The following is a 26,036-nucleotide window of genomic DNA, read 5'->3' as shown; positions in this document are numbered from 1 at the left end:
GGCGGTCACCATCGCGCCACGCCTCGCACACGGCCCGTCTCCTCGCCGGATCCTGCCGTCCCGGTAAAGATATGGAATCCCGCTCCCCTATGTGTGTTCCAGATGTTATGGGAATGATAGGCAGGGACTAGTCGTGCACCCCCTCCAACTCTCAGTCAACCCGGTTGATTAGGACATGAACGAGCACAGCACAGAGATCCTGCCGAACCTCCTCCGCGAGGAAGCCTTCCCCACCGCGCGCAAGGGCTACGACAAACATCAGGTCAACGATTTCGTCGTCCGCAACCACAACCAGATCCGTGATCTGCAGGAGCGGCTGGCGCGCGCCCACGACGAGCTGGAGCAATTGCGCCGCCAGCTCGCCGAGGCCAAGGCCAAGGCCGTGGTGAAGCCGGAGCACGAGCAGATCAGCGAGCGCCTGGCCAACATCCTGCGCATCGCCGACGAGGAAGCCTCCGACAAGCGCTCCAAGGTCAACAAGGAAGTCGGTGACATCCGCGCGTCGGCGCAGGAGGAGTCGCAGGCCAAGGTCAAGGACGCCCAGGAGCACGCCGAGCGGATCGTGGGCAGCGCCCGCGACCAGGCCAACGAGCTGGTCACCTCCGCCAAGCAGGAGGCCGAGCAGCTGCGCGAGCAGGCCAAGGAGGAGTCCGAGCGCAAGCTGGCCGACTCCGAGGCGCGCGCGACGCGCATCCACGAGACCGCCGACCGCCGTCTCGCCACGCTCACCGCGACCCACGGCGAGGCCGCGCGCAGGCTCAGCGACATGCGCGACACGCTCACCGAGCTGCTCCAGGCCGAGACCAAGGCGGGTCCACTGGACAACGGTCTCTCCCGCGCCGACTTCGGCACGGAGACCGCAGACGGCGACGAGGCCAAGGACGCTAAGGACGCCAAGGAGGCGAAGCCTCAGCAGCCCAAGGCCGAGGGCGCCAAGCCTTCCGCGCCCAGCGCGCCTCCCGCACCGACAGCGCCTGCGGCCGTGAAGGACGAGGCGGCGGCCAAGAACGAGCAGCCCGCCCCGCAGCGGCCCGCTCCGGCCAAGCCGCAGCCCGCCCAGAACGCTCCGGCACGCCCCGCTCCCGCCGACGCCGACGAGGCGACCATCAAGTTGAACCCCGACGACGAGGCGACCGCCAGGATCAGCCCGGAGGACACCAAGGCTGCCGCGGAGCAGTCCGGGCCGTCCTCCCAGCCGGTCCGGCAGAACCCTCAGCGTCCGCAGGGGTTCCGCTACTCGGGTCCCGCGCCGACTCCGACCGAGGAGCCCACCGCCCAGATGCCGCCGATCAACGATCCCGGCATGACCGGTATCTACCGGCACCCCGAGGCCAAGCCGTCCCCGGATGACGAGGCCACCGAAGGTGTGCGCATCATTCGCCCGTGACGCGGTCGGGCCGATGATGAAGTGGGGCCGGAAGAACCCGGCCCCACTTCATTGATTTAGCCCGCTGATGTGGGTTGATGTGGGGCAACGTCGGTCTTGTCCGTTGCTGTCGGCTACGATGCCGAAAACCATGATTATCCGTGCGGCCATCCGCTCCGACCTCGGCGCCATCCTGCGGCTCCTGCGCGACATGGGCGACTCCGCCCCGGCGCAGAGCGGCACCGTCCGCATGTCCTCGGCAGCGGTACGTGCCTGGACCCGGATCGAGAGCGACCCCGAGCGCACCGTCCTCGTCGCCGAGCGCCGCGGGCAGATCATCGGCACCCTCGATCTCATCGTGGTCGCCAACCTCACCCATGACGCCCAGCCGTGGGCGGTCGTGAACAACGTGGTGGTGGATGCGGCCTACCGCCGTCGCGGTATCGGTCGGGCGCTGATCGACGACGCGATGACCCGAGCCGCTGCCGCGGGCTGCTACAAGGTCGAACTCCTCTCGCACGAGACCCGGCAGGGCGCGCACCACTTCTACCTCGCGGTCGGTTTCGAGAACTCCGCGGAGGGTTTCCGCCGGTACTTCTGAGTGCCGGCGTGCCGGTGCGTGTCCGCCGCGGACCGTGTCCTCCTGGCAGGGCGGACGCCGAAGGGCCGGCCGCCGAAGGACGACCGGCCGGGAAGACGCGGATCAGGTGTGCGAGCGCAGCGGGGTGGGACGCAAGAAGAGGACCACCACGAAGGCGGCCAGGGCGACGGGAGCGCCGACCACGTAGACGTGGTGCATGGCGTCGTTGAACGCGCCCAGCACGAGTTCCCGGACCGCGTCGGGAAGCGCGTGGATGGCTGCGGGCGAGCCGGTCGCCGCCACCGCCAGTTCGTCGGGGGAGGCTCCCGCGGCGATCGCTTCCGCACCCACGGAACGGAAGCCGCTGCTGAACGAGTTCGTCATGATCGCGCCGAACGCCGAGACGCCGATCGCCCCGCCGAGGTTGCGGAAGAAGGTGACCGCCGAGGTGCCGGCGGCCATGTCGGCGCGGTCGAGGGCGTTCTGCGTGGCCAGGATCAGGATCTGCATCGACAGTCCCAGCCCGAGCCCGATCAGCCCGACCCCTGTCCCGACCAGGGCGAGGCTGGAGTGCACCTGGAGCAGGCTGAGGACACCGAATCCCGCGCTCACCAGGAGCATGCCCGCGACCGGGTAGATCTTCCACTTACCGGTCCGGCTGACCAGCATGCCCGAGCTGATGGAGGCGGACAGCATGCCGACCACGAGGGGCAGGGTCATCAATCCGGAGGCGGTCGGGCTCATGCCCTTCACGATCTGCAAATACTGCGGGAAGTAGATCATCACCCCGAACATCGAGACGCCGACCAGCAGCGAGGCCGACCCGGCCAGGACGAAGGTCGGGTTGCGGAACAACCGCGGCGCCATGATCGGGTCCTCGGCGCGGCGTTCGGCGAAGACGCCTGAGACGGCCAGGACGAGTGCCACCACGATGAACAGGTAGGTGACGGGGGAGTTCCACGCGAACTCCTTGCCGCCGAGACTGAGCAGCAGCATGACCGCGGCCGCCGAGCCGACGATGCAGGTCGCACCCCACCAGTCGATCTTGTTGGCGGTCCGTTCGTGGGCGGGCATCCGAAGCAGCCACTGGATGACACCGAAGGAGACCACGGCGAGCGGGACCGTGATGAAGAAGCACCAGCGCCAGCCCAGCGGGCTGTCCACGAGGAATCCGCCGAGCAGGGGGCCCGCGACGGTGGAGACCCCGAAGACCGCGCCCAAATACCCGGAGTAGCGACCGCGCTCGCGCGGTTCCACCACGTCGCCGAGGATGATCTGCGGGAGAGAGACCAGTCCGCCCATGCCCACGCCCTGGAGGAGGCGGGCCCCGATCAGCCAGGAGATGTCGGTGGAGAACCCGGCCGCGACCGAGGAGGCGATGAAGATCACCAGTGACACCTGGAACAGCGGCTTGCGCCCGTAGATGTCGGAGAGCTTGCCCCACAACGGGGTGGTGGCCGTCATGGTGAGCAGTGAGGCGCTGGCCACCCACGCCAGTTTGTCCTGTCCGCCGAGCTCACCGATGATCGTCGGCAGCGCGGTGCCCACGATCGAGTTGGTGAGCATCGAGGTGAGCATTGCCAGCATCAGGCCGATCAGGATGTTCCTGATCTGACCGCCGGTGTAGCGGGGGGCGGCCCGCTCCGGGTCCGGTCCGGTCGGGGTGGCCCCGACCGCCGGCCGCTCGGATAATGCTGTGTCCTGCTTCATGCTGGGAGCCCCCGACTCGTCTGTGACCCGTGTTCGCCCGCCCGTGCGTTTCGGCATGCCGGCGCGCCGCGGCGGCATGCGGATGGGCGGGAGTCTTCTACCGGTATAAGTAAACGGTGTTGACTTGTCAAGTTGGTTCCCGGTCGTCCGGAGGGCGGTGGTGTGATGCCGGATGATTGGGGGGCGCGAGTGAACGAGACGCCGGATATGAGCGAGGAAGAACCTGAGATGGATGGGCCCGAAGCAGTTGACGAGTGCGCTGATCACACCCGGGTGCGCGATCGGGAGGCCACCCGGCAGCGCATTCTGGACAGCGCGAGAGAACTGTTCACCAGGGACGGCTACGCCCAGGTGTCCTCCAGGCGGATCGCCGCGCACGCCGGGGTCAACGTCGCTCTGATCAACCGTTACTTCGGGGCCAAGCGCGGACTGCTCGCCGAGGTCGTCGCCGAGGAGGCGGTCTTCCCCGGCGTTTTCGAAGGCGACCCTGCCACCCTTCCCCGCCGTATCGCCGAGCAGTTGGTCCACCGGGCGCGCGGTGAGGCGACACCGCTGCAACGGGCTCTCGAACACTCCGCGGGCGACCCCGACCTTCAGGCCATCTACGCCGAACGCCTGGAGTCCGCGATGTTGGTACCGCTGGCGGGGCACCTCAGCGGTCCGGATGCCCGCACCCGGGCGTCCCTGGCCGTCCTCACCATCCTCGGTTTGGGGACGCTGCGCCGGGTCGAGGGCGCCACCGCCCTGGCCGAGGGGGACGCCGGGGAATTGACCGAGCGGTTCACCAGCATCATCGCCGCGTGTCTGGCCGAAACCGTGTCCCCGCAATCGGGGCCACCGGGCGACTGATCCGGCTGGTTTTCCTGCTGTTCGCCGCATTTCGGGGCCTGGGCCGGTCCTAGGGGCGACGTGGTGCCCCGGCTGTTCGATGCTCTCGGAAAGGTCGAGGGCGCGCAAAGAAACGGTCTGCCGGACTGGCGTTCGATCGTTGCCCCCGAAGCGGAGAGTGACCATCCTCACCAGTTTCGGGCGCCGTGCTCGTGGGTTTCGGACTGGCAATAGGCGGATGGTGATGCTCGGGTCAGTGCCAGGTGCGGTTTTGGATAAAACTCCAGCTCAGGGCGCATTTTTTGTGCAATTCGGCGTCGGGGTCCCGGTCGGTGCCGACCGTTTCGGGTGTTCCGGCGGTCGCGTCTCGCCGCTGTCCGAGCCAATTCCGGCTCGTTTGCCGGCGGGTGCTCCGGGCCCCGCGTTGCCGGTGACACGCCGCCCTCCTATTGATTTCTGGAGCCGCCGCGCCCGTGTGTTTCGGTGGGCACGTTGCTTCGTCGCCCGCTGTCCATGCGGCATTTGACCAGTTCAATGGGGAATTTAGCGATGTCTTTCTTCGGGGTTTTCGGTCGATCGCAGACTGGTAACAGTGCACACCGTATGGTCGGCACTGCTGCGGCTCTATCGGCACTCGCTGTCATGGCCACTGCCGGGTTGGTTGCAGCAGCACCCGCAGCAGCCGGCTCGGACGCTGTCACGGAGGCCATCGACGCGGCCACGAACAAGGTCGGTACGCCCTACCGCTACGGGGGCACCGGCCCGAACGCCTTCGACTGTTCCGGACTTGTGCAGTGGTCCTACAGACAGGCGGGGGTCACGCTGAAGCGGACCACCTACGAACAGGTCAAGCAGGGGACGGCGGTCTCCCGGAGCAACATGCGTGCGGGGGACCTCGTGTTCTTCTACCCGAGCGTCAGCCACGTGGGCATCTACCTCGGCGACAACAAGATGGTCCACGCCCCCAGTTCGGGCAAGCGGGTCCAGGTCGTGGACATGTCGGTGTACTACAACGGGAAGTTCCACTCCGCGCGCCGGATCAGTTGACCCCTTCGCCTCCGAACGTGCCGCGGCGCCCCGCTCCGCAGAGGAACGAGGCGCCGCAGTGGACCGCTAGTCCCGCAGCTTCGCGACGACGTCGATCTCGACCAGGATGTTCATCAGGTCCGAGCCCACCGTCGTGCGCACCGGGTAGGGGGCGGTGAAGAACTCGGCGTAGACCGCGTTGTACTCGGCGAAGTCGGCCTTGAGGTTCTCCAGGTGCACGGTACTTTTCACCACGTCGTCCAGGGTGAGCCCGTGCTCGGCCAGCACCGCCTGGATGTTGCGCAGGACCTGTGCGGTCTGCTCGCCCACCGTCGGTGCGACCTCACCGGTCTCGGGGACCTGGGGGCCGAACCCCGCGGTGTAGAGGAACCCGCCGGCCACGACGCCCTGGCTGTAGGCTCCGGCGGGCTTCGGCGCCGCGCCGGTGCGGACTTCCTGCTTGCTGCTCATTCGATCGCTCCTAGTCGTTTTCGGTGGTGGGGCTCAGGCCAGTCGGGTGCGCAGGGCGTCGGCCACCACCGCGGCCTCGCCCTCCTGGAGCAGATCGGCACCGAGCCAGAAGCCCAGGACCGATCCCGACTCCTCGTGCGGCAGGACCGCGATGCCGGGCTCGTGCGCGAGGAGGTCGCGCACGAGCGCCGCCGCCCCCGTCCTGGCCGATTCCGGGTTGATACCCACACGGAGGCGAGGAACCGGTTGGCCGGCCTCGTTGAGCGGCTCCCGCTCGACCGTCACACCGGGCAGATCCGCCAGGGTCGTGCGCCAGTGCTCCAGGACCGCGTCCCAGCCGCGTGCCATGGCCGCGTGGTCGAGGCCGAGGTAGCGCTCGACCGCTGCCAGTAGGCCGGCGATCTCTTCCTTCCCGGCTTTCATCGGGCGGGCCAGTCGCTGGAACGGGGCGCCGTTCTGTCGCGCTGCCTCGACCAGGTCGGCACGCCCCACCATCAACCCACTGGCCTGGGGGCCGTGCAGGGCCTTGCCGCCGCTGAAGGTCACCAGGTCGGCGCCCACCTCGGTGCTGAAGTGCCACAGGTTGGAGACGGGGGGCAGTTGCGCTGCCGCGTCCACGATCACCGGGACACCGCGTCCGTGTGCGATCCGCACGACGTCCGCCAGGGGGAGGGCCCCGCGCGCCAGGTGCGGTCCGGCCACGTAGAGGACCGCAGCGGTCCGCTCGGTGATGGCGGCTTCCAGCTCCCAGTCGAAGGTCTGGATGACATTGCCGATCGCCCTGACCCGCGCCCCGGCGAGTGTGACGGCCGAGTCGTAGGGGATGCGGTGCGCGGTGTGCATCACGACCTCGTCGGGAAGCCCCGGGGCGTCGGGCAGCAGGCCGATCAGTCGGGGGTCGGACCCGGTCCGACACGCCATGACCCCCAGGACCATGGCAGCCGCGCAGCCCGAGGTGACGTAGGCGGCCTCGTTGCCGGTCAGGGCGGCGATGCGCCGGCCTGTCGCCAGGTGCAGTTCGTGCATGTCCACGAACGCGCCGGCCGCCTCGCGCATCGCGTCCAGCACTTCGGGGGGCATGAGTGAGCCGCCGAGGGCGGTGAAGGTGGTGCTCGCGTTGATCACGCGGCGCAGGCCGAGCGTCTCGTGCAGTCCCAAGTCCAAACACTCCCTGTCGGTCGTCGGCGGTCGGTTACCCGAGTTCGTGCGCGATCGCGCGTGCGGTGTCGAGCAGGTCGGGGACCAGTGCCCGGAGTTCGTCGAGCGGGGCGATGACGCGCAGCGAGGTGATGGAGATCGCCGCGACTATCTCGCCGGTGCTGTTGCGGATCGGCGCGGCCACGCAGTTGATGAAGTCCTCGAACTCGCCGTCGTCCACCGTCCAGCCGCGTTGGGCGGTGGCCGCGATCTCGACCGCCAGTGCGGCGCGGTCGGTGAGGGAGGCGGCGGTGTGGGCGGTCAGCGGTTCGGCGGCGTCCAGCAGTCGGTCGGCGCGTTCGCGCGGGAGCTGGGACAGGATCGCCTTTCCCACTCCGCTGGCGTGTGGTGCCGCAGGACGGCCCACCCGGGAGTACATCCGTACGCCGTCGCTGCTCTCCAGCTTGTCGATGTAGAGGACCTCGTCGCCGATGAGCTGGGCCAGGTGCAGGGTGTGCCCGCAGGTGGCGTGGAGGCGCCGCAGGTGTGGCGCGGCGAGGGGGCGCAGGTCCAGGGTTTCCAGGGTCTGCTGGGCGATCTCGATCAGCCGGGTGCCCACCGCGTGGCGCCCGTCGCCCAGGCGGCGGGCGAACCCGCTCGCTTCCAGCGTTTGCAGTAGGCGCAGGGCGGTCAACCGGTGGACGCCCAGGAGGTCGGCGACCTCACCCAGGGTGCGCGGCTCGGTGGCGAGGGATTCGATGATCGTGATCGCCCGTTGAACGGTCTGCGACATGTCCGCTCCCTCCTCCGGTGGGGTTGCGCCGTGCGGCCGGTGCGGACGGCGCCGGTGGCGGCCCGATGCCGGGGCACCGCCCCCCGAGGGGTGGAGTCCGGGAAGCCGTGGTGCATATACTGCCGCATGCGTTGCATATGTTGCAACGCAGTGGGCGGGAGTGGTCGGCCGACCGAAGGAGACACGTGACCGAGTTGGTGCTCGCCGGCGGCGTGCTGGTGGACGGGACCGGGGCGCCGAGGCGCCGTGCGGACGTGGCGATCGCCCAGGGGCGCATCACCGCGGTCACCGAGCCCGGAGACCGCGACGCCCCCGGGCGGCGGATCGACGTGTCCGGGTTGGTGGTCGCGCCCGGGTTCATCGACATGCACGCCCATTCCGACCTCGCCGTACTCGCGGACCCCGCACACGAGGCCAAGGTCGCCCAAGGGGTGACCACCGAGGTCCTGGGCCAGGACGGACTCGGCTACGCCCCGGTCACCGATGCCACCATGCCGGCCGTGCGCGAGCAGATCGCCGGCTGGAACGGCACCCCCGACCTCGACTACGCCTGGCGCAGTGTCGCCGACTACCTGGACCTGGTGGACGCCGGCGCCCCGGTCAACGTGGCCTACCTCGTTCCGCAGGGCAACATCCGTATGGCGGTCGTGGGCACGGAGGACAGGCCGGCCCCCCACGAGGAGCTGGACCGGATGCGCGCCCTGGTGGCCCGCGGCATGGCGGACGGGGCGTTCGGGCTGTCCGCGGGGCTCACCTACACCCCCGGCATGTACGCGGACGACGACGAGATCGTCGCGCTTCTGGAGCCGGTGCGTGCCGCAGCCGGCTACTACTGCCCCCACCACCGCAACTACGGCTCCCGTGTGGTGGAGTCCTATCAGGAGTGCCTGGACGTCGCCCGTCGCGCCGGGGTCGCCCTGCACCTCGCGCACTGCCACGTCAATTTTCCGCTCAACGCCGGCCGCGCCCCGGAGGTGCTCGCCGCCGTGGACGCGGCACTGGCCTCCGGCACGGACGTCTCGCTGGACAGCTACCCCTACCTGGCCAGCGCCACGTACCTCGGTTCGCTCCTGCCCAGCCGCGCGCACGCCGGAGGAGTGGCCGCCTCGGTGGAGCGGCTGCGCGACCCCGCTGAGCGCGCACTGCTGCTGCACGAGGTCGAGGTGGTCGGCTCCGACGGCAACCACGGGGTGCCGGTGGACTGGTCGTCGATCGTCATCACCGGTGTACGGTCCGACGCCTTGGCCTGGGCGGTGGGCCACTCGGTGGCGCACCTCGCGGCCCGAAGCGGTCGGCGCCCCGGTGAACTGTTCGCCGACCTGCTGGTCGAGGACGAGATGGGAACCGGCTGCCTGCTCAAGGTCGGCAACGAGGAGAACGTCCGCACCATCATGCGCCACTCCGCGCACACCGGCGGCAGCGACGGGATCCTGGTGGGGGCCAAACCCCACCCCCGGGGATGGGGGACCTTTCCCCGCTATCTCGGGCACTACGTTCGGGAACTCGGGGTCCTCGGCCTGGAGGAGTGCGTCGCCCACCTGACCTCCCGGCCGGCCCGACGTCTGGGGCTGGCGGACCGGGGGACGGTGCGTCCGGGGGCAGCGGCCGACGTGGTGGTCTTCGATCCCGACACCGTCGCGGCCACCGCCACCTACGACGCTCCGACGCGGACCCCCGTGGGCATCCCCCACGTGCTCGTCAACGGCGAGTTCACCGTGGCCGACGGGGTGCGGTCCGAGCGGTTGCCCGGCCGCTCGCTGCGTTCGGCCGGCCGGGCACGCTGATGCGCCCCGAGTTCGACGTGCTGTGCCTGGGGGAGACGATGGCGCTGCTCACCCCGGTCAACACCGTCGCCCTGGACGAACATCCGGAGCTGGCCGTCGGGATCGGCGGCGCCGAGTCCAATGTGGCGTGCGGGCTGGCGGGGCTGGGGCACCGCACCGGCTGGATCAGCAGGGTCGGCGACGACCGGTTCGGACGGACCGTCACCCGCACACTGGCCGACCACGGGGTGGACGTGTCCCGGGTACGCGTGGACGCCGCGCGGCGCACCGGGCTCTACCTCAAGGACCCCGCGCCCGAGGGCAGCGCCGTGCACTACCACCGCAACGGCTCGGCCGCCTCGGCGATGGGCCCGGACCTGGCCCGCGACCCGGTTCTGCGTCTGACCCGCGTTCTGCACCTCTCCGGGATCACCCCCGCGCTCTCCCCGGACTGCGCCGCCTTGGTGCGGCGGTTGCTGATCGGCCGGGAACCGGCCGGCCCATTGGTCTCCTTCGACGTCAACCACCGGGCGGCACTGTGGGGGACGGCCCGGGCGGCCGGTCCGCTACTGGAGCTGGCCTCGGCCGCCGATCTCGTCTTCGTCGGCCGCGACGAGGCCGAGCGACTGTGGGGAACGCCTACCGATGACGCCGTGCGCGCGCTGCTGCCGACCGTTCCGCTTCTGGTCGTCAAGGACGCGCACGTCGGCGCGACCTGTTACGAGGGGAGGCGGCGGACGTTCGTCTCCGCTCCGGAGGTGGCCGTGGTGGAGCCGGTCGGCGCCGGGGACGCCTTCGCCGCCGGTTTCCTCTCCGGTCTGCTCGACGGCCGGCCCATCCGGGAACGGCTGCGTCTCGGGCACATCGCGGCGGCCGCCGTCCTGCGGAGCAGGAACGATCTGGCCGACCCGCCGGATCCGGAGGAGCGGGCCCGGTTGCTCGCCCTGACGCCGCCGGACTGGGAACGGCTGGCGGTTCCCGGCCCGGGGGTGCGTCCGACCGATCCGATCGCCACCGCCCAAGGGCATTGACCAGGGTGCCGGCCGACCGGCCGGCCATCGCGCCGAGTGACAGGGAAGAGACCATGGCACACGACTTCGACGAGATCTTCACCGGGCACCGCATCATGGCGATCCTGCGCGGACTGCCGCCGACCCAAACCGTCGAACTGGCCGTCCGGGCCTGGGACCTGGGGATCGACCTCGTCGAGGTGCCCATCCAGACCCCCGCTGCCGTGGACGCGCTCCGTGCCGCCGTCGCAGCCGGAGTGGAGAGGGGGCGCATCGTCGGCGCGGGGACGGTGATCACCGGCGGGCAGGTGGCGCAGGCGCTCGACGCCGGAGCGGCCTTCACGGTCGCGCCGGGTTTCGACCCGGCGGTGCTCGCGGCCTCCGTCGCGGCCGGTCTGCCGCACCTGCCCGGTGTCGCCACGCCGGGCGAGGTGCAACAGGCGATGCGGCACGGGGTGGAATGGGTGAAGGCGTTCCCGGCCACCGCGTTGGGCACCGGTTGGTTCACTGCGATGCGCGGGCCGTTCCCGCGCCTGAAGATCGTGGCCACCGGCGGGCTGGACGCACACAACGCCCCGGACTACCTGGCGGCGGGGGCGCGGGTGGTCGCCGTCGGATCGGCGCTGTCGGACCCGGCCCAGGTGGACGCGCTGGGCGCGCTGCTTGCCGACTGACGTCGGCTCCGGGGGGAGTGGGGCCGTGCCCCGGGGTCACTCCAGGATGATCGATCCGGCCCTGACCGGTGTCGGGAACTGCACCGGCCCCCGGCCGGACCGAAGAGCGAGGGTGGGATGGCACGTCGCGCCGCCGAAAAGCGTGTACCGGGTGTCCTCGGAGGTCTCCATCGCCACGATTCCCCCTTGCCCCCGGGCCAGGGGGTGCCCGTTGGATTCCTCCACCACCTGGCGGTAGCCGGATTCGAAGACGATCGTCGCGCGGAGTTCCGCACGCGGGCACCGATTCACGAAGCTCGCTGCCCCGGCAATGGTCGCGGACATCGTGGTGAGGTTATTGGGGCGGATCGGCACAGTTGGCTTCCTTGATTCAAGCGGCGCGGCTTCCTTGTTCCTTCTGATGGTTGTTTAGCCCGCGCATCGCCTGATCAGCGGGCAACACGGTCGGCGCATGGGCATGTCTATTCCGTTTCATGACCAAGGCTTGGTGTGAGCGAGACGGAGGTCCCGATTTCATATGTTTCCAACACGTTAAATTTCTGTTGACGGTGCCTCGCCGTGCCTATCGTTAAGGGGTGTCCCCCAAACAAGAACTGTTACGTATAGGTACTCGGACCTCACACACCGCTCTTGAGCACGCCCGGAAAGTGCGCGCCCTCGTGGCCGAGCGCCTACCGGGGGCCCACATCGAGGTTCTCGGGATCGAACCCGCCGCCGAACGGCGGGTCGGGGGTCCCGCCTCGCTGCACGGCCGCACGCTCGCCAAGCGCGAACTGGACAAACAGTTGCTCGACGGCAAGATCGACCTCGCCGTGCACTGGATGAAGGAAGTCCCCTGCGACGCGCCCCTGCCCGAGGGCGTCACCTTCGGTGCGTACCTGAAACGGCCCGACGTCCACGACGTCGTCGTCTTTCGCCAGGGCTCCCCTTACCGCTCGCTCGACGAGCTCCCCACGGGCAGCGCGGTCGGCACCGCCTCGGTCCACCGCGCCGGCCAACTGCTTCGCCACCGGCCCGATGTACGGGTGCACTCGACCTACGGTGACGCCGACAGCCAGATCGAGACCCTGGACACGGGGCGCGGGTACGAGGCGGTGGTCGTGGCACGCTCGGAGATCGCCCGTCCACAGCCGCCCACCCGCGCGGTCGAGGTCCTCGGGCTCGACGTCATGTGCCCGCCGATCGGTGCCGCCGCCATCGGAGTGGCCTGTCGGGTCAACGACGACCGGTTGTCGGACCTGCTCTACACGATCGACGTCCCGGTGGCCCGCAGCCACATCACCGCCGAACGCACCCTCCAACACGGGCTGCGGGCCCATTACGACAGTCCCATCGCGGGACATTGCACCAGCACCCCCGACGGTCGCCTGTCCATGCGCGGCCTGGTCTTCACCCGCGACGGACGCCACCTGGTCGAGATCTGCGAGCAGGACGCGGCCAACCGTCCCACCCGACTGGGCACCAGGGTCTCTGCGGGCCTGCTCAGCAGGGGTGTGGGCGCGCTCATCACGGTCTGACCGAAGGGTTCGGCCGCTCGGCGTGCGTCTTTCGGGTGCCACCGGTCCGTCGTCTCCCGGGACGTGGACCGGTGGCGTCGGACCTGCGCGGGCGTATTAGGGTGAGGACGCAACCGGAGTCCGGGACGAGAGGGAGGGGCGGCATGGAACTCATCTACACGCTGTTCCACACGCTCTTCTTCGGCACCGGTGGCCTCGGCGTCTTTGCCGACCAGATCGGCCTGGGGCCCTTCGCGCTGCTCGCGATCCTCGCCGTCGGCACCGCGATCGTGTGGATCACCGCTCGCGGATACGGCTCATGGCCGTTCGCCGACACCCGCATCCACGCATGGCGCGGTGCCATGCGCACCAGGGAGAGGCGCGCCACCGCGATCGTCTCCCGCGACCCCGACGCCCCGGGCAAGACCAGGCCCCGAGCCCCCGGCGCGGCCCTCCTGGCCGCGTAGCCGGACTGCCCACTCCCACCAGGGTCGCCTTCGACACCACCTGTCGCTGCCGTTCTTCGTCAACCCCGTGGCCCACCCGTCGCGCGGCCTTCTCGCCTGTGATCACTACTCCAGCCGAGGGGCCCACCACATGTATTCCTTTGGACCGATCGCCGTACTCGTCACAATCGCCTACGCGACCGTCACCGCCCTGACCGGCGGCCTCGCCCCACTGTTCGGGACGGCCGCCGGTGCCGCCGCGATCGTCTGTCTGACCGTTCTCGTGCGCCTGGTGCTGCTTCCGCTCAGCTACCTCCAGGTCCGTGCCGAGAAGACCCGCGCGCGCCTTGCGCCGCAGCTGGCCGCGCTCCGGGAGCGCCACGCACGCAAGCCCGAGGTACTCGTCCAGGAGACCCGGAAGCTCTACGCGAAGGAGAAGACCTCACCGCTGGCGGGCTGCCTGCCCACGCTGGCGCAGATGCCGCTGTTCATCGCGGTGTACGGGCTGTTCGTCACCGCGGAGATCGGTGGCGGGGCCAACGAACTGCTCACCCATCGATTGGGGGGAACGCCGCTGGGTTCGACCCTGCTGCCGCTGGACGCGGGCTCGCTCCCGGTCTTCGCGGTCCTGATCGTGCTGCTCGCACTGATCGCCTGGGCGACCCGGCGCTGGCTGACCCTTCCCGCGTTCGCCCAGAACGCGTCCGCGGGGCAGCCGCCGGTGCCGGGGATGGCCATGATGAGCTATCTCCCCTACGGGATGATCGCGGCCCTGGCCGTCGTCCCGGTTGCCGCGGGGGTCTACATGGTGGCCACGGGGGTCTGGACGCTCGCCGAGCGGTTGATCCTGCGCCGGTTCGTCACCGGCTGACATCGCTACCGTTCGGTGGCGGAAGCGCCACCGAACGGGAAGTGTCGGATTACCGGGAAGCCCGCTGGAACCAGCCCCACGCGGCGGTGGCCAGGAACAGCACCACGCCGATGACGAAGAGCCAGAACAGGCCCTTGACGACCAGGCCGATCACCGAGAGCACCAGCCAGATGGCCAGTAGGACAAGGATCAGGTTCAGCATCGCGTTCCTCGTGCTCGCTCGTTAGTACTCCGTCGGTGTTGTGTCAGGGGTGTACCCCGCAGTCCGGCGGCTATGCGGTGCGCACGCGGTCAGCGCGGGGACCGGTCCGTCCGGCTCCATGCCTTGACGCCGACCACCAGGACGACCACGATCGCGATGATCCACACCAGGGCCTTGAGCACTGCCGGCAACAAGGGGAGCGGCAGGGCACCGATGGCCGCCGGCACGATCACGATGACCTTGTCCACGCGAACCCCGTTCCGGACAGGGGGTTGGTGCGGCCCGGCGGGGAGCCCCCTTTCCAGCACCGGCAGGCGACGCGTTCCCGACGTAGGACGGGCCCCTCCACCGTCGTGGAGGGGCCCGTCACGGGGGGCGCAGGCCGGGGTGGAACCCGGCCTCGGCCCTCGTTTAGCTCTCCGGGTGCTTCTTGTGCGGGGTGACCGCGACGTTCACCGCGCCCTCCTCCTCTTCGGAGGGCGAGATGTCGATCTGGAAGTCGCCGTCGTAGTCCTGCGCGCCGCTGACGACGGCGGCCGTCACCACCTCGCGTGCCTTGTGCGAGCGCACGATCAGCGGATCACGCTGGACGTCCTTGATCAGCGCCACGCACAGCAGCAGCATCACGACCGTCCAGGGCGCGGCCACCAGGATGGTGATCTTCTGCAGCCCCTCCAGCGCGTTGCCGTCCTGTCCGCCGACCACGAGCATGATCGCGGCGACCGCGGCGATCAGCACGCCCCAGAACACCGTCATCATGCGCTGGGGGTCGTTGGCGCCGCGCTGGGACAGCGTGCCCATCACGATCGAGGCGGAGTCCGCGCCGGTGACGAAGAAGATCGCCACCAGGACCGCCACCAGGACGCTCACCGCGGTGCCCCAGGGGAAGTACTCCAGCATTCCGTAGAGCTGGGCTTCTGCCGCGCCCAGGCCCATGATGTCGGTGCCCGACGCCTGGAGGTCGATGGCGCTGCCGCCCAGGACCGCGAACCACACGAGGCTCACCGCGCTCGGGGCCAGGATGACGCCTGTCACGAACTGGCGGATGGTGCGGCCGCGGCTGATCTTGCCGATGAACAGGCCCACGAAGGGCGTCCAGGAGATCCACCAGGCCCAGTAGAAGACCGTCCAGCTGGACAGCCAGGCCGAGGCGCTCTCTTCGGGCGGCGGGGCCGGCAGGTTCACCGCGTCGATGGCGTCGGTGCGCGCGGCCATGGAGAAGAAGTCCTGGAAGTAGGTGCCCAGGGCGGTGGGGATCAGGTCGAGGATGTAGACCGTCGGGCCGGTCACCAGCAGGAAGAGCAGCAGGATGCCGGCCATTCCCATGTTGATGTTGGACAGCCACTGGATGCCCTTCTCGACCCCCGAAACCGCGGAGAGGAGGAATGCGACCATCAGGGCGGAGATGATGCCGATGAGCAGCCCGGTGCTGATGGTGCCCACCCACCCGAGGTGTTGGAAACCGCCGGCGATCTGCAGGGCGCCCAGGCCCAGGGAGCAGGCGGAGCCGAACAGGGTCGCGAAGATCGCCAGCACGTCGATCATCTTGCCGATCGGCCCGTTGGCGGCCTTCTCGCCGATGAGCGGGATGAACGCCGCGCTGATCAGCTGACGGCGTCCGCGCCGGTAGGTGCCGTAGGCGACTGCGAGGCCCACGACCGCGTAGATGGCCCAGGGGTGCAGCGACCAGTGGAACAGGGTGGTGGCCATGGCCGTTGCCGCGGCCTCGGACTGGCTGCCGCCTCCCGTTCCCGGCGGATTGACCACGAAGTGGCTCAGCGGCTCGCCGACACCGTAGAACATCAGGCCGATGCCCATGCCGGTGGCGAAGAGCATCGAGATCCAGGACAGCGTGTTGAACTGCGGTGGTTCACCGTCGCGGCCCAGGGTGATGTTGCCGTACTTGCTGAAGGCCAGCCACAGTGCGATCGCGACGAAGGCGGACGCGGCCAGGACGAAACCCCAGCCGCCGTAGTGGATCAGCCCGTTCAGCATGTTCGCGGCGGTTTCGCCCAGCCCCTCGCTGTCCCACCAGCCCCAGACCACGAAGGCCAGGGTGAGGACCGCGGCGACGCTGAACACCAGCCAGTCCGTCCGCGGTGCGCGGTCGGCCTTGAGCTCGTCCGGGGGCTCCCACAAGAGGTCCTCGGTGGTGTACTGCTCGGTATTCTCTTCGTCCGGTTCGTTCCCGGGCTGTTGCTCTTGTGCGTGCGGATTGTGATTTGCCACGGTGATCGACGCGGGAACCGCGCCGCCTCCTTCTCCAGCCAGGGCCAAGACGCCCAGGGCCGCACACGCGGCTCCGGCCGTGTCCGAGCGGATCACTTGGTCAAAGCGCCGCCTACGTCCTGACCCAATTGTGAGTCACCATTTGCTTTCGGCCCAACACTTAGAGTCACATGTCGGGATGATTGCGCTAAGGACCAGCTCATCGGGGTGATGGCGACACCTCGGTACCCAATCCCGGACGACCGTAACATTCGTGATGTCGGGAAACACTGATTCATGCAGGCCAGGAGCCGTCGATTACCCGTCCGTGCTCCGGCCGGGAGCGGTCCAGCCACTCCTGGAGCTGCTTCGCGTACGCCGCGGCCCACTCGATCTGGCGCGCGTGCAGATCCGCCAACGACAGGGCGGCGATCTCGGGGTAACGGGAGGCCAGGTCCATGGAGAGTTGAAGGCAGGCGAAGGCGTCCGCGGTCGCGGTGTGCGCTTCGCGCAGCTCCACGCCGTACAGCTCGCACAGGGCTCCGAGGTTGCGGGGACCCTTGCGGTAGGGGGCCAGGCCGCGGTCCAGCACCAGCGGATCGATGATCGGCGCGGGCGCGGTGCCCAGTCGCCGGGTCAGTGTCGGCATGTCCCGGCGGGCGAGCTCCTCGTCCAGCACGGTGAGGTCGAACGGTGCGTTGAAGATCACCACCGGGTCGGCGCCCGCGAGGTGGGCGGCCAGCAGCCCGGCGATCTCTTCCAGGGCCTCACCGGCGGGCACGCCCTCGTCCCGTGCGCGCTCGGTGGTGATGCCGTGGATCGCGACCGCCTCCGCGGGGATCTCGCGCTCGCCCGGGTTGACCAACCAGGTGCGCGCCTCGCCGGAGGGCTCCACCAGCGCGGCCGAGACCAGGAACGCTTCCCGAGGAAGATTGGAGGAGGTTTCGCAGTCGTATCCGACCAGCGATCCGGTGTGCCAGCCGGGATGATCGGCCCGCGGCGGCGGCCCGCCGCGCCCCCCGGTGTCCTGCACCGGTGTGTGCTCCGAGCAGTAGACCCGCCACTGCCCGGACTCGCGTGCGGCGGTTCCGGCCGCAGCCTCCACCCGGGTGCGGCAGGTTCGGCAGTTGCCGGCATAGCGATTGCGCATTGGGGGACCCCGTCCTCTCGACCACGGCAATCGTAGGTGCCTGCTGCGACAGTCCAGAGCCGTTGGTCACAATAGCCACTGCACAATGCATAAATCACTGGAGTGGGGTAGGCCCCTGGAGGGTAAGCACCGGCTCAGGGCCGACGGGGACACCGTTTCGGCACGCACGGTCCGACGGGTCGCTCCATCGCGTGGTGGAGGACGGCCGGTACGAGGTTAAGGGGAACACATGAGCGTCGAACTCGAAGAGGCATCCCGCCAGCTCGAACAGGCCATCCACGACGCGCGGGTGACGTTCGACTGCATCGCACTCGACGAACTCGATCGGGCCCACACCAACGCCATCACCGCGCGGGCCTCCGTGGACGCCGCGGAGAACGCGATCCGGATGGAGCTGGAGCGACGTGCCTCCGAGGCCGAGGCCAGGGAGGAGCAGGAAGAGGCGGAGACCCCCAGCGGTTCCTGAACCCCTGATCCACCTCTTCGACCGGGTGCTTGAGCTGTGTGTCCACCCGACCGCGCCGCTCGATCGGCGGGTGGACCCGGCGCGCAGCGCTTCGCCGGGTGCTCGCCCGTTTTCCCCGGACATGCCGTGCCGGCGGTGGCCGTCCCTAGACCAGGACCGCTGCCAGGGTGTCGAGGATGTAGCCCGACGCGCCGCTGTGGTTGGCCACGAACGCGAACACCACCAGACGGCCCTCGGCGTTGTAGGCCGTTCCGGCCAGTGCACTCACCCCGTTGAGGGTCCCGGTCTTGGCGCGCACCAGTCCGGCGCCGGCCTCCGCGGGGCCGCTGGGTGAGTAACGGGACCGCAGGCTTCCGCTGAAGTGCGCGGTGGGCAGCCCGCTCAGCGTGTAGTAGAGGTCGGGGCGATCGGGGTCGGCGGCCAACAGGAGGAGTTCCACCAGGGCCTGGGGCGAGATCCGGTTCCGTGTGGACAGCCCGCTGTTGTCGCTGATGTCCACCCCCTCGATGCCCAACTCCGCCAGCACCGTGTCGGTCGCGGCCACGGCCCCCTCGAAGGTGAGCTCCTCGCCCTGTGCCAGCGCGATCTGGCGTGCGAGCGCCTCGGCGATGTTGTTGTCGCTGGTCAGCATCATCATTTCAACGAGAGCGGAGACGGGCGGGGAGTCCACACTCCCCAGGACGTCGGGTTCCTCGGGGGCGGTGACCTCCGAGAGGCCGCCGGTGACGGTGATCCCCGCCGACTCCAGCTCCTTGGCGAATGCCTCGGCCGCGACCAGGGGCGGGTTCTCCACCCGGCTGGACGAATCCGGCTCCACCCGGCCCTCGTCGATCATCAGCGCGTGGACCGCCCCCGTACTGCCCTCGGGGACGTAGTTCTTCTTCCACCCCGGACCGAGGGCCGACCCCGGATACGTGCTGTCGTCGTAGTCCAGCCGGACCGCGTCGATGCCCTCCTCGTCCAGGGAGGCGGCCGTCTGCCGTGCCAGATCCTCAAGGGTCGCCAGGCGCGGATACCGCTCCCCGTCGTCCTTGCGGGTGAGAGTGGGATCACCACCGCCCACGAGCACGACCTCATCGGGGTCCTCGCCGCGGACCACCCGGGTGGTGATGTGGGTGTCGGGCCCGGGGGAGTGCAGCACCGCCACAGCCGTGACCACCTTGGTGGTGGACGCCGGAACTGCCCCCTTGGTCCCCTGGCGCGCGTAAAGTTCCTGGTGGGTCTGCGCATCGGCGACGTATGCGAAGAGCCCCTCGCTGATGTCCGAACGCGACATGGGATCATCGAGAATGTCCGCGAGCCGATCCGGGCCGACCGCCTCCGCTCCCGCGTCCGCCGCGGCCGGAGCCGGTCCCTCTTCGGCCCGGGCTACGGGATAAGGCGCGGTTTCTCCGGGGCGCGACTCGATCACGTCCAGGGCGACCACACCGGTTGCCAGCACGAATACGTTCAGCAGGCCCAATGTGAGGCAGGCCAAGATCCGATCGTGCCGCACCCCTGGTACCTGCCTTTCCGTGGCATCGCGAGAAACCTGTGAACTATGGAGCGACACTAGTCGCAAGGGGAGCCGAGGACAGCATGGAATTCGACGTAACGATCGAGATCCCGAAGGGCGAGCGCAACAAGTACGAGATGGACCATGAGACCGGCCGCATCCGGTTGGACCGCATGCTGTTCACCTCGACCAGTTACCCCGCCGACTACGGTTTCATCGACGGAACGCTGGGTGACGACGGCGACCCGCTGGACGCGCTGGTGCTGCTCAAGCACTCCACCTTCCCGGGGTGCCTGATCCGCTGCCGCGCCATCGGCATGTTCCGTATGCGCGACGAGGCAGGCGGTGACGACAAGGTGTTGTGCGTGCCGTCCACGGACCCGCGCATGGAACACATGCGTGACATTCACCACGTCAACGAGTTCGAGCGGCTGGAGATCCAGCACTTCTTCACGGTCTACAAGGACCTCGAACCGGGCAAGTCCGTCGAGGGGGCCACCTGGGTGGGGCGCCACGAGGCCGAGGAGGAGATCAAGAACTCCATCAAGCGTGCGGCCGACCACGGTGTGCACGGCGACACCACGCACTTCAAGCTGGACTAGAACGGCGTTCTCGTCCGCGACCCGGGGTGGGTGCCATCCGCTCCGCGCTGGGTCGCGGTCCTGGTCGGGCCGGCTCGCCGTGAACGCGCCTCCCGAGCTGTGCGTGCTCCCGCGCCGGTCACCAGCCGGGTGCCGGTGCGCTGCCGGAGGCCCAGACCAGGACCAGGGCCAGTACGGCAACCGCGCAGCCGGTGATGAACAGCCCCGGAATGAGATACGCCCCCGCTCCCGGTTCGCTTCCTGCGCCCATGGGGACCGGGAAGCCCGCGCGATCGAGATGGTCGGCCCGGTGCGCAACGTGTTTGCGGTAGTCGGCGAGCTCGGGAGCCACCACTCCACTGAGCACACGGACCCGCAGCGCCGCGTGCTGGCCGGTGGTCTCCGGCTCCGGCCCCGGTGCGGTCTCCCGGGTGGCCTCGGCGACCGCGGTGTGTCGTGCGCATTCCGCGTCGGCCAGGGCCAGCAGCCATTCCTTCAGCCGGTCGGGTGCTGTCAACCGCCCGATGTGCGCCCGGGCGACGATGACGGTGTCGCGCACCACCGACTGCGCCACGGCGCGATCGCCCAGGGTGCGAACGCAGTGCTGGTACAGCGTCACCCCGTAGGCGTCGAAGAGCAGCCCGCACGCGTGCGCGGCGGTGAACCCGTTCGACCGCAGGGCCCTGGCCAGCTCACGATCGGTCATGATCACAAAATTACGGTCGATCCGGCTTCAGCACCGGCGTTTCCCCAAGTTCGCGCCGAATACCGCCGACCATGGGATGTCTTGTCGGGCATGGCGCTCCGGGGTCACGTCGCCCCGGCGGTCATCTGCTCGGCGATCCCGTTGACGTCCTCGCCGGTCAGGATCGCGGGCTGGGCCAGGATGTGCCCCACCACGCTTCCCGGGCGGGCGATGATGCTGCGTCCCGCGCGCATGACGGGTTCCGGCAGGCGCCCCACAACGGCGATGACCGGGACGATCCCGACCTCCGGCCAGTTCTCGCACAGCCGCAGCGTGCGTTCCAGCCTGGCCGCCTGGGAGGTGAGCCGTTCCACCGCCCGGGAGGCGGGAAGGTCGCCGATCATCCAGTCGTCGCCCGCCCAGGACACCGCGTGCTGCCAGACCCGGGTCTCCAGCAGGTACACCCCGCCCGGTCCGACCACCAGGTGCCGGGAATGGCCGTCCGGCACCACCTGGTATCCGTGCCGGTGCAGCGACCGCAGAAGTTGACCGCGACCGTAGGGGGCGGGCAGCCTGGCGCCGGCCGTTCCCAACAGCAGGTAACTGACGGTGGCCAGCACCGACACCAGAATCCCGGCCCGCCAGTTCAAGAACCCGGCAGCCATGACGCCCGCGGCTGCGACGACCAGGACACGCACGGCGAAGCGCGCTGCCCGCGCGCTGCCCGAGTCAGACATGACGGCGGGTCGCTCGGGCTCCCCCGGGCGTGGTGGTCCGCCATGTCCCACTGGTCACCTCCGACACGGCCCGGAGACCGGGGCCGCGGCTCTGGGGGGGCGTGGCCGATCGTGTCGCCGTTCGCGGAGCGGACGAGTGGATCGCCCGCGTCGCCGGGCCGGCCGACAGCCCGTCCGCTCGCCGTGTGCGAGCCCGTTTCCTTCCGGGAAACGCTCCGGTCCCACCGCCTGCCGCTCCGCCCCCGATTCCGCGCTGCGGGTGCTTCCGCTCTACCCGGAAATCCAATGCCATCACCGAAAGCCCCGGAATCGCAATGAGTTTGCCGAAAAAATGGCCGGTTCGCTGCGTCAGCCCCGCAGAAGGGGCGTGATCGGTAAGACACTCCGGATTATTCGTTCGGCTTGACATGGCCGTCCAGGGTTGGTCTGCTTACCACCATGCATCCGCGTACGCAGCTGGTCCGGTCGGCCATGGCTCGCAAGGCCCCCGTGGCCTTTCGCCGTGTTGCCAGCTCGCTGTGTTCGCCTTCCTCGTGTTGTCGTTGATCCACTAGATCCGACGATGCCCGTGGAGAGAGCGCCCCGCTAACCGGCCCCTCCGCGACCTTCGGCGCAACCACGCGCTTCCACCCGCACCCCGTCGCCGCGCGCAGGGGCGGTTCCGCAGCATTCACCATCGTGAGCGTCCCCGATCCTGGACCCGCGATCCCTTTCACAAAGGACCACTGTCGGTGTCGTACGACATTTCCAGCCCCACACGCCCCGCCTCCCGCACCGAGTCGCCCGCTGCCCCCGGACCCCGGATCGACAGCGCAGCGCTCGCCGACTCCCTCGCCGGGATCGGCGACATCGTGATGGCGGGGCAGCGCAGTGCCTACGACCACCTGCGCACCCGCACGGTGCCCACGGTGGGTCAGTTGATGACGGCCGCCCGCGGAGCGGCGCAGTCCCTGCTGCGTCCGACCCTGTGGCCGCAGCGTCGTGGGCATTGGCAGCTCGTCCCGCGTGTGGCCCGGCGCCATGCCAGAGGACGGATGCGGGTGACCGCGGTGACGCTGGAGCCCAACGGGTTCGTCTCGCTGGCCGCAGAGCGAGGGCCCGGTGACCCGGTGCCCACCTCCGAGGTGGTCCAACTGGTCAGTGGTCGTGCCCACACCGTGGTCACCGGCGCCGCCGGTCAATTGCTGGCCGTGCAGGAGCTCACTCCGGGCCGGGCCCGCGTGCTCGGGGGAGAGGCAGGACACCAACTGCTCAACACGGGTGTCGAACCCGCCCTGGTGATCCGGGTCAGTTCCTGAGGGTCGGCCCGGGCGCTTCAACCGGGCACGCTCTTGGCCGCGGCGCGCAGCGCCTCGTCAACGGTTCGGACCGCGCGCAGGGTCTCGGCCAGTCAACGTCCTTCGACGAGGTAGGCGTTCATGACCTGGTCGAGCACGGGCGGTGCGAGATGCTCGCGCAGGTCCACCCGCGCGGTGCGGTACCCCTGCCGGGTCGCTTCCAGGCAGGCGCCGAGGTGGTCCGACGCGAGCCGGGAGAGTGCGATCGGATGCCTGCGCAGCACGCCGTGCAGTCGGTAGTCGGCGGGAACCTGGTCGAAGAGCCAGGCCGTGGCGGTCTCGGCGAAGTCCGCGCTCCCCGGTGGGTGCACGCTCGCGGGCCAGTCCGGAGGCAGGTGATCGGGCATGCCAGCACGATACCCTTTTGTCGAACTCGTGTTCGAGTGAGGCGCGCGGTCGGACGGCGTCCGATTTCTTCGGAGTCTTTGCCGACCCTGGCCGCGCACTCGGGGAGGCCCTGAGAAAACCCGTGGATCCGGGGGTGGAAACCCGGTTGGGAGCGAATCAGTGGGTACGTTGAAACCGTGACTCTGATCGACTGGGAAGTAGCCGTCAACACCGGTGTCCGACTCGTGCGCCCGGGCCCGCAGGTTGATCTCGCCGAGGCGCGCCAGGCAGTGACCCAGCTGCGAGAACTCTCCGTGACCGCGCAGTCCCACGTGCGCGAGTTCACCGGGATGCGCAGTCTGGAACCCGCTGGGCCGGCGGTGATCGTCGACCGCCCAGGATGGATCAAGGCCAACGTCGAAGGCTTCCGGGCGGTTCTCGACCCCCTGCTGGACCGGTTGGGACGTTCCCGTCCGGGCAACTCCGCCGCCGCCAACCTCACCACCGCGGTGGGCGCACGGGTGACCGGTGTCCAACTCGGCGCGGTGCTCTCCTACCTCGCCGGCCGGGTGCTCGGCCAGTACGAGCTGTTCCTGCCGCCCGACCCCGACAACAAGGCCCGCACCGGCCGGCTCACGCTGGTCGCGCCCAACATCGTGCACGCCGAGCGCGAACTCGGGGTGGACCCCCGGGACTTCCGGCTCTGGGTCTGCCTGCACGAGGAGACCCACCGCACCCAGTTCACCGCCAACCCGTGGCTGCGGGAGTACGTGCAGGACCAGATGCGCGAGTACCTCCTCGCCTCGGACCTCGACACCTCCGCTTTCCTCAACCGCCTGCGCTCCGCCGGCGAGGCGGTGGCCGATGCGGTGCGCGGAAACGACGCCAACCTCATCGACGCCTTCCAGACCGAGCAGCAGAGCGAGATCCTGGACCGGGTCACCGCCGTCATGACCCTTGCCGAAGGCCACGGCGACTACGTGATGGACGCGGTCGGACCCGAGGTCGTCCCGACCGTGGTCGAGATCCGCCGCCGCTTCCAGCAGCGGCGCGAGGGCGGCAACCGAATCGACAAGGTCATCCGCCAGCTGCTGGGCCTCGACCTCAAGATGAAGCAGTATGAAGAGGGCGCGGCCTTCGTCCGCACGGTCGTCACGCAGGTCGGGATGGCCGACTTCAACCGGGTCTGGGAATCCCCGGAGACCCTGCCCACACTGGCCGAGATCCGCAGCCCGGAGGCGTGGATCGCCAGGGTCGTCCATCCGCCGGTGCCCATCACTGCGGGGGGCCGGCACGAGGCCGGGACCGGTCCGAAGGAACCCGGGCCCACCGCTGGTACGGCCGCCGATGGGCCGCCGGTCGTCCCCGTGCCCGATGCTCCCGAGCCCACCGCTGGCACGGCCGCCGATGCGCCGCCGGTCGTCCCCGTGCCGGATGCCGAACCCGCGGCTCCCACCGCCGACGGCGACGCGGAGCCCGACTCCTCCACAACCGAGGAGGACCCCAAGAGCCCGCCGCCCCCTGCTGCGAGCTGAGCGACCGCAGTTCTCGAACGCCCCTCCCGCCCGCATCGGCGGCAGGGGCGTTCGCCGTGCGTCACAGGTGGGACCAGACCCCGAATGAGGACTCCATGACCGGACCGGCCCCCGCCGTCGCGGCGGTGCGCGTGGCGGTGCGCCGTGCGCTGGCCGAATTGGAGACGGGGGCGCTCGTCCTCGTCGCGTGCAGCGGAGGGCCCGATTCGATGGCCCTGGCCGGTGCCACGGCGTTCGTCGCCCCGCGGCTGGGACTGCGGGCGGGTGCCGTCACGGTGGACCACGGGCTCCAGGACGGCTCTGCCGAGCGCGCCGAGCAGGTCGCCCTGCTGCTGCGGGGCCTGGCGTTGGACCCTGTCGATGCGGTCGCGGTCGAGGTGGGCGGTACGGGCGGGCCCGAGGGGGCGGCCCGCACCGCCCGCCATGCCGCGCTGGCCGAGCGTGCCGAGGCCCACGCCGCGGCGGCCGTCCTGTTCGGACACACCCGCGACGACCAGGCCGAGACGGTGCTGTTGCGCCTGGCCCGAGGGTCGGGAGCACGTTCCCTGGCGGGGATGGCGGCCCGGTCCGGCCGCTGGCTGCGCCCGCTGTTGGACGTGGATCGCGCCACCGTCCACGCCGCCGCGGATCTGATGGGCCTGGCCGCCTGGCAGGACCCGCACAACGCCGACTTCGCCTACGCGCGCTCGCGGGTGCGCCACGACGCGCTGCCCGGGCTGGAGCGCGCCCTGGGGCCGGGCGTGGCCGAGGCGCTGGCCCGCACGGCCGGTCTGTTGCGCGACGATGCCGATGCCCTCGACGAATGGGCGGATCGTGCCCGGGAGGGGGTGACGGCTGCTCCCGGGGAGCTCGACGCCGCGGCGCTGGCCGAACTGCCGCGGGCGGTACGCACCAGGCTGTTGCGTCGCGCGGCGCTGGAGGCGGGCTGTCCCGCCGGGGCCCTGGCCGCCCGGCACGTGTTCGAGCTGGACCGGTTGGTCACCGACTGGCGCGGGCAGAGGCGGGTGGACCTGCCGGGTGGGCTGGCCGGCGGTCGGAAAACCGGGCGTATTGTCTTCTTCGCCAACAAAAAGGGTTTCTGAGGCGTTCTCGTCTCGATCGGACGTCGCGTCGCGGAGCGTTCTTCCGCGGCAGGTGGTTTG

26 protein-coding genes and 2 pseudogenes are annotated in these 26,036 nt (G+C 69.8%); 15 read left to right on the top strand and 13 right to left on the bottom strand.

All coding sequences use genetic code 11. From position 1 onward, the window contains the following. Positions 1-175: 175 nt before the first annotated feature. A complete protein-coding gene (locus AC0VYP_RS22535; RefSeq protein ID WP_475471718.1) occupies positions 176-1,387 on the top strand; it encodes a hypothetical protein in 1,212 nt (403 codons plus the stop codon). A 130-nt stretch (positions 1,388-1,517) separates the two neighbouring features. Then, on the top strand, positions 1,518-1,967 hold the full coding sequence (locus AC0VYP_RS22530; protein ID WP_475471716.1) for an N-acetyltransferase family protein: 450 nt from the start codon (positions 1,518-1,520) through the stop codon (positions 1,965-1,967). 102 nt (positions 1,968-2,069) lie between these two features. Here AC0VYP_RS22530 and AC0VYP_RS22525 read toward each other — a convergent pair whose 3' ends face one another. Further along, the gene (locus AC0VYP_RS22525; RefSeq protein ID WP_475471715.1) at positions 2,070-3,656 is read right to left on the bottom strand and encodes an MDR family MFS transporter; all 1,587 of its coding nucleotides are present in this window, start codon (positions 3,654-3,656) and stop codon (positions 2,070-2,072) included. A 228-nt stretch (positions 3,657-3,884) separates the two neighbouring features. Between AC0VYP_RS22525 and AC0VYP_RS22520 the strand changes: the two genes are divergently transcribed. Next, positions 3,885-4,505, top strand: coding sequence for a TetR/AcrR family transcriptional regulator (locus AC0VYP_RS22520; protein ID WP_475474339.1), 621 nt, complete (start codon positions 3,885-3,887; stop codon positions 4,503-4,505). 621 nt (positions 4,506-5,126) lie between these two features. Beyond that, positions 5,127-5,531: a C40 family peptidase gene (locus AC0VYP_RS22515; protein ID WP_285758368.1), complete on the top strand. Its 405-nt coding sequence runs from the start codon at positions 5,127-5,129 to the stop codon at positions 5,529-5,531. Positions 5,532-5,597: 66 nt separating this feature from the next. On the opposite strand, the gene AC0VYP_RS22510 is transcribed toward AC0VYP_RS22515, so the two are convergent. From AC0VYP_RS22510 to AC0VYP_RS22500, 3 genes are read right to left on the bottom strand one after another with little or no spacing between them, the layout of a single operon-like run. Then, a complete protein-coding gene (locus AC0VYP_RS22510) occupies positions 5,598-5,981 on the bottom strand; it encodes a RidA family protein (RefSeq protein ID WP_285758370.1) in 384 nt (127 codons plus the stop codon). Between the two features lie 33 nt (positions 5,982-6,014). Next, positions 6,015-7,139, bottom strand: a complete 1,125-nt coding sequence (locus AC0VYP_RS22505) for an aminotransferase class V-fold PLP-dependent enzyme (protein WP_285758372.1) — start codon at positions 7,137-7,139, stop codon at positions 6,015-6,017. A 34-nt stretch (positions 7,140-7,173) separates the two neighbouring features. Next, entirely contained in the window at positions 7,174-7,911 is a 738-nt protein-coding gene (locus AC0VYP_RS22500; protein WP_475471713.1) for an IclR family transcriptional regulator, read from the bottom strand. Between the two features lie 185 nt (positions 7,912-8,096). Here AC0VYP_RS22500 and AC0VYP_RS22495 point away from each other — a divergent pair, with 185 nt between their 5' ends. Genes AC0VYP_RS22495 through AC0VYP_RS22485 form a run of 3 tightly spaced genes read left to right on the top strand, consistent with a single transcriptional unit; the run spans position 8,097 to position 11,358 of the window. Further along, a complete protein-coding gene (locus AC0VYP_RS22495; RefSeq protein ID WP_475471711.1) occupies positions 8,097-9,695 on the top strand; it encodes an N-acyl-D-amino-acid deacylase family protein in 1,599 nt (532 codons plus the stop codon). Next, positions 9,695-10,705: a sugar kinase gene (locus tag AC0VYP_RS22490; RefSeq protein ID WP_475471710.1), complete on the top strand. Its 1,011-nt coding sequence runs from the start codon at positions 9,695-9,697 to the stop codon at positions 10,703-10,705. Before AC0VYP_RS22495 ends, AC0VYP_RS22490 begins: the two co-directional genes overlap by 1 nt. A 53-nt stretch (positions 10,706-10,758) precedes the next feature. Further along, entirely contained in the window at positions 10,759-11,358 is a 600-nt protein-coding gene (locus tag AC0VYP_RS22485) for a bifunctional 4-hydroxy-2-oxoglutarate aldolase/2-dehydro-3-deoxy-phosphogluconate aldolase (RefSeq protein WP_475471708.1), read from the top strand. 36 nt (positions 11,359-11,394) lie between these two features. Here AC0VYP_RS22485 and AC0VYP_RS22480 read toward each other — a convergent pair whose 3' ends face one another. Further along, the gene (locus tag AC0VYP_RS22480; protein ID WP_475471706.1) at positions 11,395-11,712 is read right to left on the bottom strand and encodes a hypothetical protein; all 318 of its coding nucleotides are present in this window, start codon (positions 11,710-11,712) and stop codon (positions 11,395-11,397) included. A 221-nt stretch (positions 11,713-11,933) separates the two neighbouring features. On the opposite strand from AC0VYP_RS22480, the gene hemC reads away from it, so the two are divergent. The 3 genes from hemC (at position 11,934) to AC0VYP_RS22465 (ending at position 14,171) form a co-directional block, all read left to right on the top strand. Further along, positions 11,934-12,875 carry a hydroxymethylbilane synthase gene (gene hemC / locus AC0VYP_RS22475; RefSeq protein WP_475471705.1) on the top strand — a complete coding sequence of 314 codons (942 nt, stop codon included), beginning with the start codon at positions 11,934-11,936 and terminating at the stop codon, positions 12,873-12,875. A 143-nt stretch (positions 12,876-13,018) separates the two neighbouring features. Next, entirely contained in the window at positions 13,019-13,321 is a 303-nt protein-coding gene (locus AC0VYP_RS22470) for a DUF6412 domain-containing protein (protein ID WP_475471703.1), read from the top strand. Positions 13,322-13,451: 130 nt separating this feature from the next. Further along, on the top strand, positions 13,452-14,171 hold the full coding sequence (locus tag AC0VYP_RS22465) for a YidC/Oxa1 family membrane protein insertase (protein WP_285758385.1): 720 nt from the start codon (positions 13,452-13,454) through the stop codon (positions 14,169-14,171). A 49-nt stretch (positions 14,172-14,220) separates the two neighbouring features. Here AC0VYP_RS22465 and AC0VYP_RS22460 read toward each other — a convergent pair whose 3' ends face one another. The 4 genes from AC0VYP_RS22460 to AC0VYP_RS22445 form a co-directional block, all read right to left on the bottom strand. Continuing rightward, positions 14,221-14,373, bottom strand: coding sequence for a hypothetical protein (locus AC0VYP_RS22460; protein ID WP_285758386.1), 153 nt, complete (start codon positions 14,371-14,373; stop codon positions 14,221-14,223). An 89-nt stretch (positions 14,374-14,462) separates the two neighbouring features. Further along, a complete protein-coding gene (locus AC0VYP_RS22455; RefSeq protein WP_285758387.1) occupies positions 14,463-14,621 on the bottom strand; it encodes a hypothetical protein in 159 nt (52 codons plus the stop codon). A 163-nt stretch (positions 14,622-14,784) separates the two neighbouring features. Continuing rightward, positions 14,785-16,698 carry a BCCT family transporter gene (locus tag AC0VYP_RS22450; RefSeq protein WP_475471701.1) on the bottom strand — a complete coding sequence of 638 codons (1,914 nt, stop codon included), beginning with the start codon at positions 16,696-16,698 and terminating at the stop codon, positions 14,785-14,787. Positions 16,699-16,876: 178 nt separating this feature from the next. Continuing rightward, positions 16,877-17,731, bottom strand: coding sequence for an exonuclease domain-containing protein (locus AC0VYP_RS22445; RefSeq protein WP_475471700.1), 855 nt, complete (start codon positions 17,729-17,731; stop codon positions 16,877-16,879). A gap of 229 nt (positions 17,732-17,960) precedes the next feature. Between AC0VYP_RS22445 and AC0VYP_RS22440 the strand changes: the two genes are divergently transcribed. Next, positions 17,961-18,197 (top strand): hypothetical protein, encoded by a 237-nt coding sequence (locus tag AC0VYP_RS22440; protein WP_285758389.1) that lies wholly within the window; start codon positions 17,961-17,963, stop codon positions 18,195-18,197. Positions 18,198-18,342: 145 nt separating this feature from the next. On the opposite strand, the gene dacB is transcribed toward AC0VYP_RS22440, so the two are convergent. Beyond that, positions 18,343-19,674, bottom strand: a complete 1,332-nt coding sequence (dacB, locus tag AC0VYP_RS22435; RefSeq protein ID WP_285758390.1) for a D-alanyl-D-alanine carboxypeptidase/D-alanyl-D-alanine endopeptidase — start codon at positions 19,672-19,674, stop codon at positions 18,343-18,345. A 101-nt stretch (positions 19,675-19,775) separates the two neighbouring features. On the opposite strand from dacB, the gene AC0VYP_RS22430 reads away from it, so the two are divergent. Beyond that, positions 19,776-20,294, top strand: a complete 519-nt coding sequence (locus AC0VYP_RS22430; protein ID WP_285758391.1) for an inorganic diphosphatase — start codon at positions 19,776-19,778, stop codon at positions 20,292-20,294. A gap of 118 nt (positions 20,295-20,412) precedes the next feature. Here AC0VYP_RS22430 and AC0VYP_RS22425 read toward each other — a convergent pair whose 3' ends face one another. Together AC0VYP_RS22425 and AC0VYP_RS22420 are read right to left on the bottom strand one after the other, a co-directional pair. After that, positions 20,413-20,979 (bottom strand): RNA polymerase sigma factor, encoded by a 567-nt coding sequence (locus AC0VYP_RS22425; protein WP_475471697.1) that lies wholly within the window; start codon positions 20,977-20,979, stop codon positions 20,413-20,415. 104 nt (positions 20,980-21,083) lie between these two features. Then, positions 21,084-21,695: a hypothetical protein gene (locus AC0VYP_RS22420; RefSeq protein ID WP_475471696.1), complete on the bottom strand. Its 612-nt coding sequence runs from the start codon at positions 21,693-21,695 to the stop codon at positions 21,084-21,086. A 731-nt stretch (positions 21,696-22,426) separates the two neighbouring features. On the opposite strand from AC0VYP_RS22420, the gene AC0VYP_RS22415 reads away from it, so the two are divergent. After that, entirely contained in the window at positions 22,427-22,993 is a 567-nt protein-coding gene (locus AC0VYP_RS22415) for a hypothetical protein (protein ID WP_285758396.1), read from the top strand. Positions 22,994-23,088: 95 nt separating this feature from the next. On the opposite strand, the pseudogene AC0VYP_RS22410 reads toward AC0VYP_RS22415, so the two are convergent. Further along, positions 23,089-23,379 (bottom strand): annotated as a pseudogene (locus AC0VYP_RS22410) (hypothetical protein); the annotation flags it as partial. 183 nt (positions 23,380-23,562) lie between these two features. On the opposite strand from AC0VYP_RS22410, the pseudogene AC0VYP_RS22405 reads away from it, so the two are divergent. After that, positions 23,563-24,624, top strand: a pseudogene (locus AC0VYP_RS22405) (zinc-dependent metalloprotease); the annotation flags it as partial. A 365-nt stretch (positions 24,625-24,989) separates the two neighbouring features. Beyond that, complete coding sequence (gene tilS / locus AC0VYP_RS22400) at positions 24,990-25,976, top strand: tRNA lysidine(34) synthetase TilS (RefSeq protein ID WP_475471694.1); 987 nt, start codon at positions 24,990-24,992, stop codon at positions 25,974-25,976. Positions 25,977-26,036: the final 60 nt, after the last annotated feature.

The organism is Nocardiopsis sp. iso_186, assembly GCF_056173365.1.
The sequence above is the reverse complement of the archived record's forward strand: the minus strand, read 5'-3'. Positions and strand labels throughout refer to the sequence as shown.

What these genes read in the sequence shown, in the direction of transcription:
- AC0VYP_RS22420 (WP_475471696.1), bottom strand. Translation starts at nt 21,695, where the DNA reads ATGTCTGACTCGGGCAGCGCGCGGGCAGCGCGCTTCGCCGTGCGTGTC.
- AC0VYP_RS22460 (WP_285758386.1), bottom strand. Translation starts at nt 14,373, where the DNA reads ATGCTGAACCTGATCCTTGTCCTACTGGCCATCTGGCTGGTGCTCTCG.
- AC0VYP_RS22425 (WP_475471697.1), bottom strand. Translation starts at nt 20,979, where the DNA reads ATGACCGATCGTGAGCTGGCCAGGGCCCTGCGGTCGAACGGGTTCACC.
- AC0VYP_RS22430 (WP_285758391.1), top strand. Translation starts at nt 19,776, where the DNA reads ATGGAATTCGACGTAACGATCGAGATCCCGAAGGGCGAGCGCAACAAG.
- AC0VYP_RS22535 (WP_475471718.1), top strand. Translation starts at nt 176, where the DNA reads ATGAACGAGCACAGCACAGAGATCCTGCCGAACCTCCTCCGCGAGGAA.
- AC0VYP_RS22525 (WP_475471715.1), bottom strand. Translation starts at nt 3,656, where the DNA reads ATGAAGCAGGACACAGCATTATCCGAGCGGCCGGCGGTCGGGGCCACC.
- AC0VYP_RS22520 (WP_475474339.1), top strand. Translation starts at nt 3,885, where the DNA reads ATGGATGGGCCCGAAGCAGTTGACGAGTGCGCTGATCACACCCGGGTG.
- AC0VYP_RS22490 (WP_475471710.1), top strand. Translation starts at nt 9,695, where the DNA reads ATGCGCCCCGAGTTCGACGTGCTGTGCCTGGGGGAGACGATGGCGCTG.
- AC0VYP_RS22500 (WP_475471713.1), bottom strand. Translation starts at nt 7,911, where the DNA reads ATGTCGCAGACCGTTCAACGGGCGATCACGATCATCGAATCCCTCGCC.
- AC0VYP_RS22445 (WP_475471700.1), bottom strand. Translation starts at nt 17,731, where the DNA reads ATGCGCAATCGCTATGCCGGCAACTGCCGAACCTGCCGCACCCGGGTG.
- AC0VYP_RS22510 (WP_285758370.1), bottom strand. Translation starts at nt 5,981, where the DNA reads ATGAGCAGCAAGCAGGAAGTCCGCACCGGCGCGGCGCCGAAGCCCGCC.
- AC0VYP_RS22440 (WP_285758389.1), top strand. Translation starts at nt 17,961, where the DNA reads ATGAGCGTCGAACTCGAAGAGGCATCCCGCCAGCTCGAACAGGCCATC.
- AC0VYP_RS22515 (WP_285758368.1), top strand. Translation starts at nt 5,127, where the DNA reads ATGGCCACTGCCGGGTTGGTTGCAGCAGCACCCGCAGCAGCCGGCTCG.
- AC0VYP_RS22530 (WP_475471716.1), top strand. Translation starts at nt 1,518, where the DNA reads ATGATTATCCGTGCGGCCATCCGCTCCGACCTCGGCGCCATCCTGCGG.
- AC0VYP_RS22465 (WP_285758385.1), top strand. Translation starts at nt 13,452, where the DNA reads ATGTATTCCTTTGGACCGATCGCCGTACTCGTCACAATCGCCTACGCG.
- AC0VYP_RS22470 (WP_475471703.1), top strand. Translation starts at nt 13,019, where the DNA reads ATGGAACTCATCTACACGCTGTTCCACACGCTCTTCTTCGGCACCGGT.
- AC0VYP_RS22485 (WP_475471708.1), top strand. Translation starts at nt 10,759, where the DNA reads ATGGCACACGACTTCGACGAGATCTTCACCGGGCACCGCATCATGGCG.
- tilS (WP_475471694.1), top strand. Translation starts at nt 24,990, where the DNA reads ATGACCGGACCGGCCCCCGCCGTCGCGGCGGTGCGCGTGGCGGTGCGC.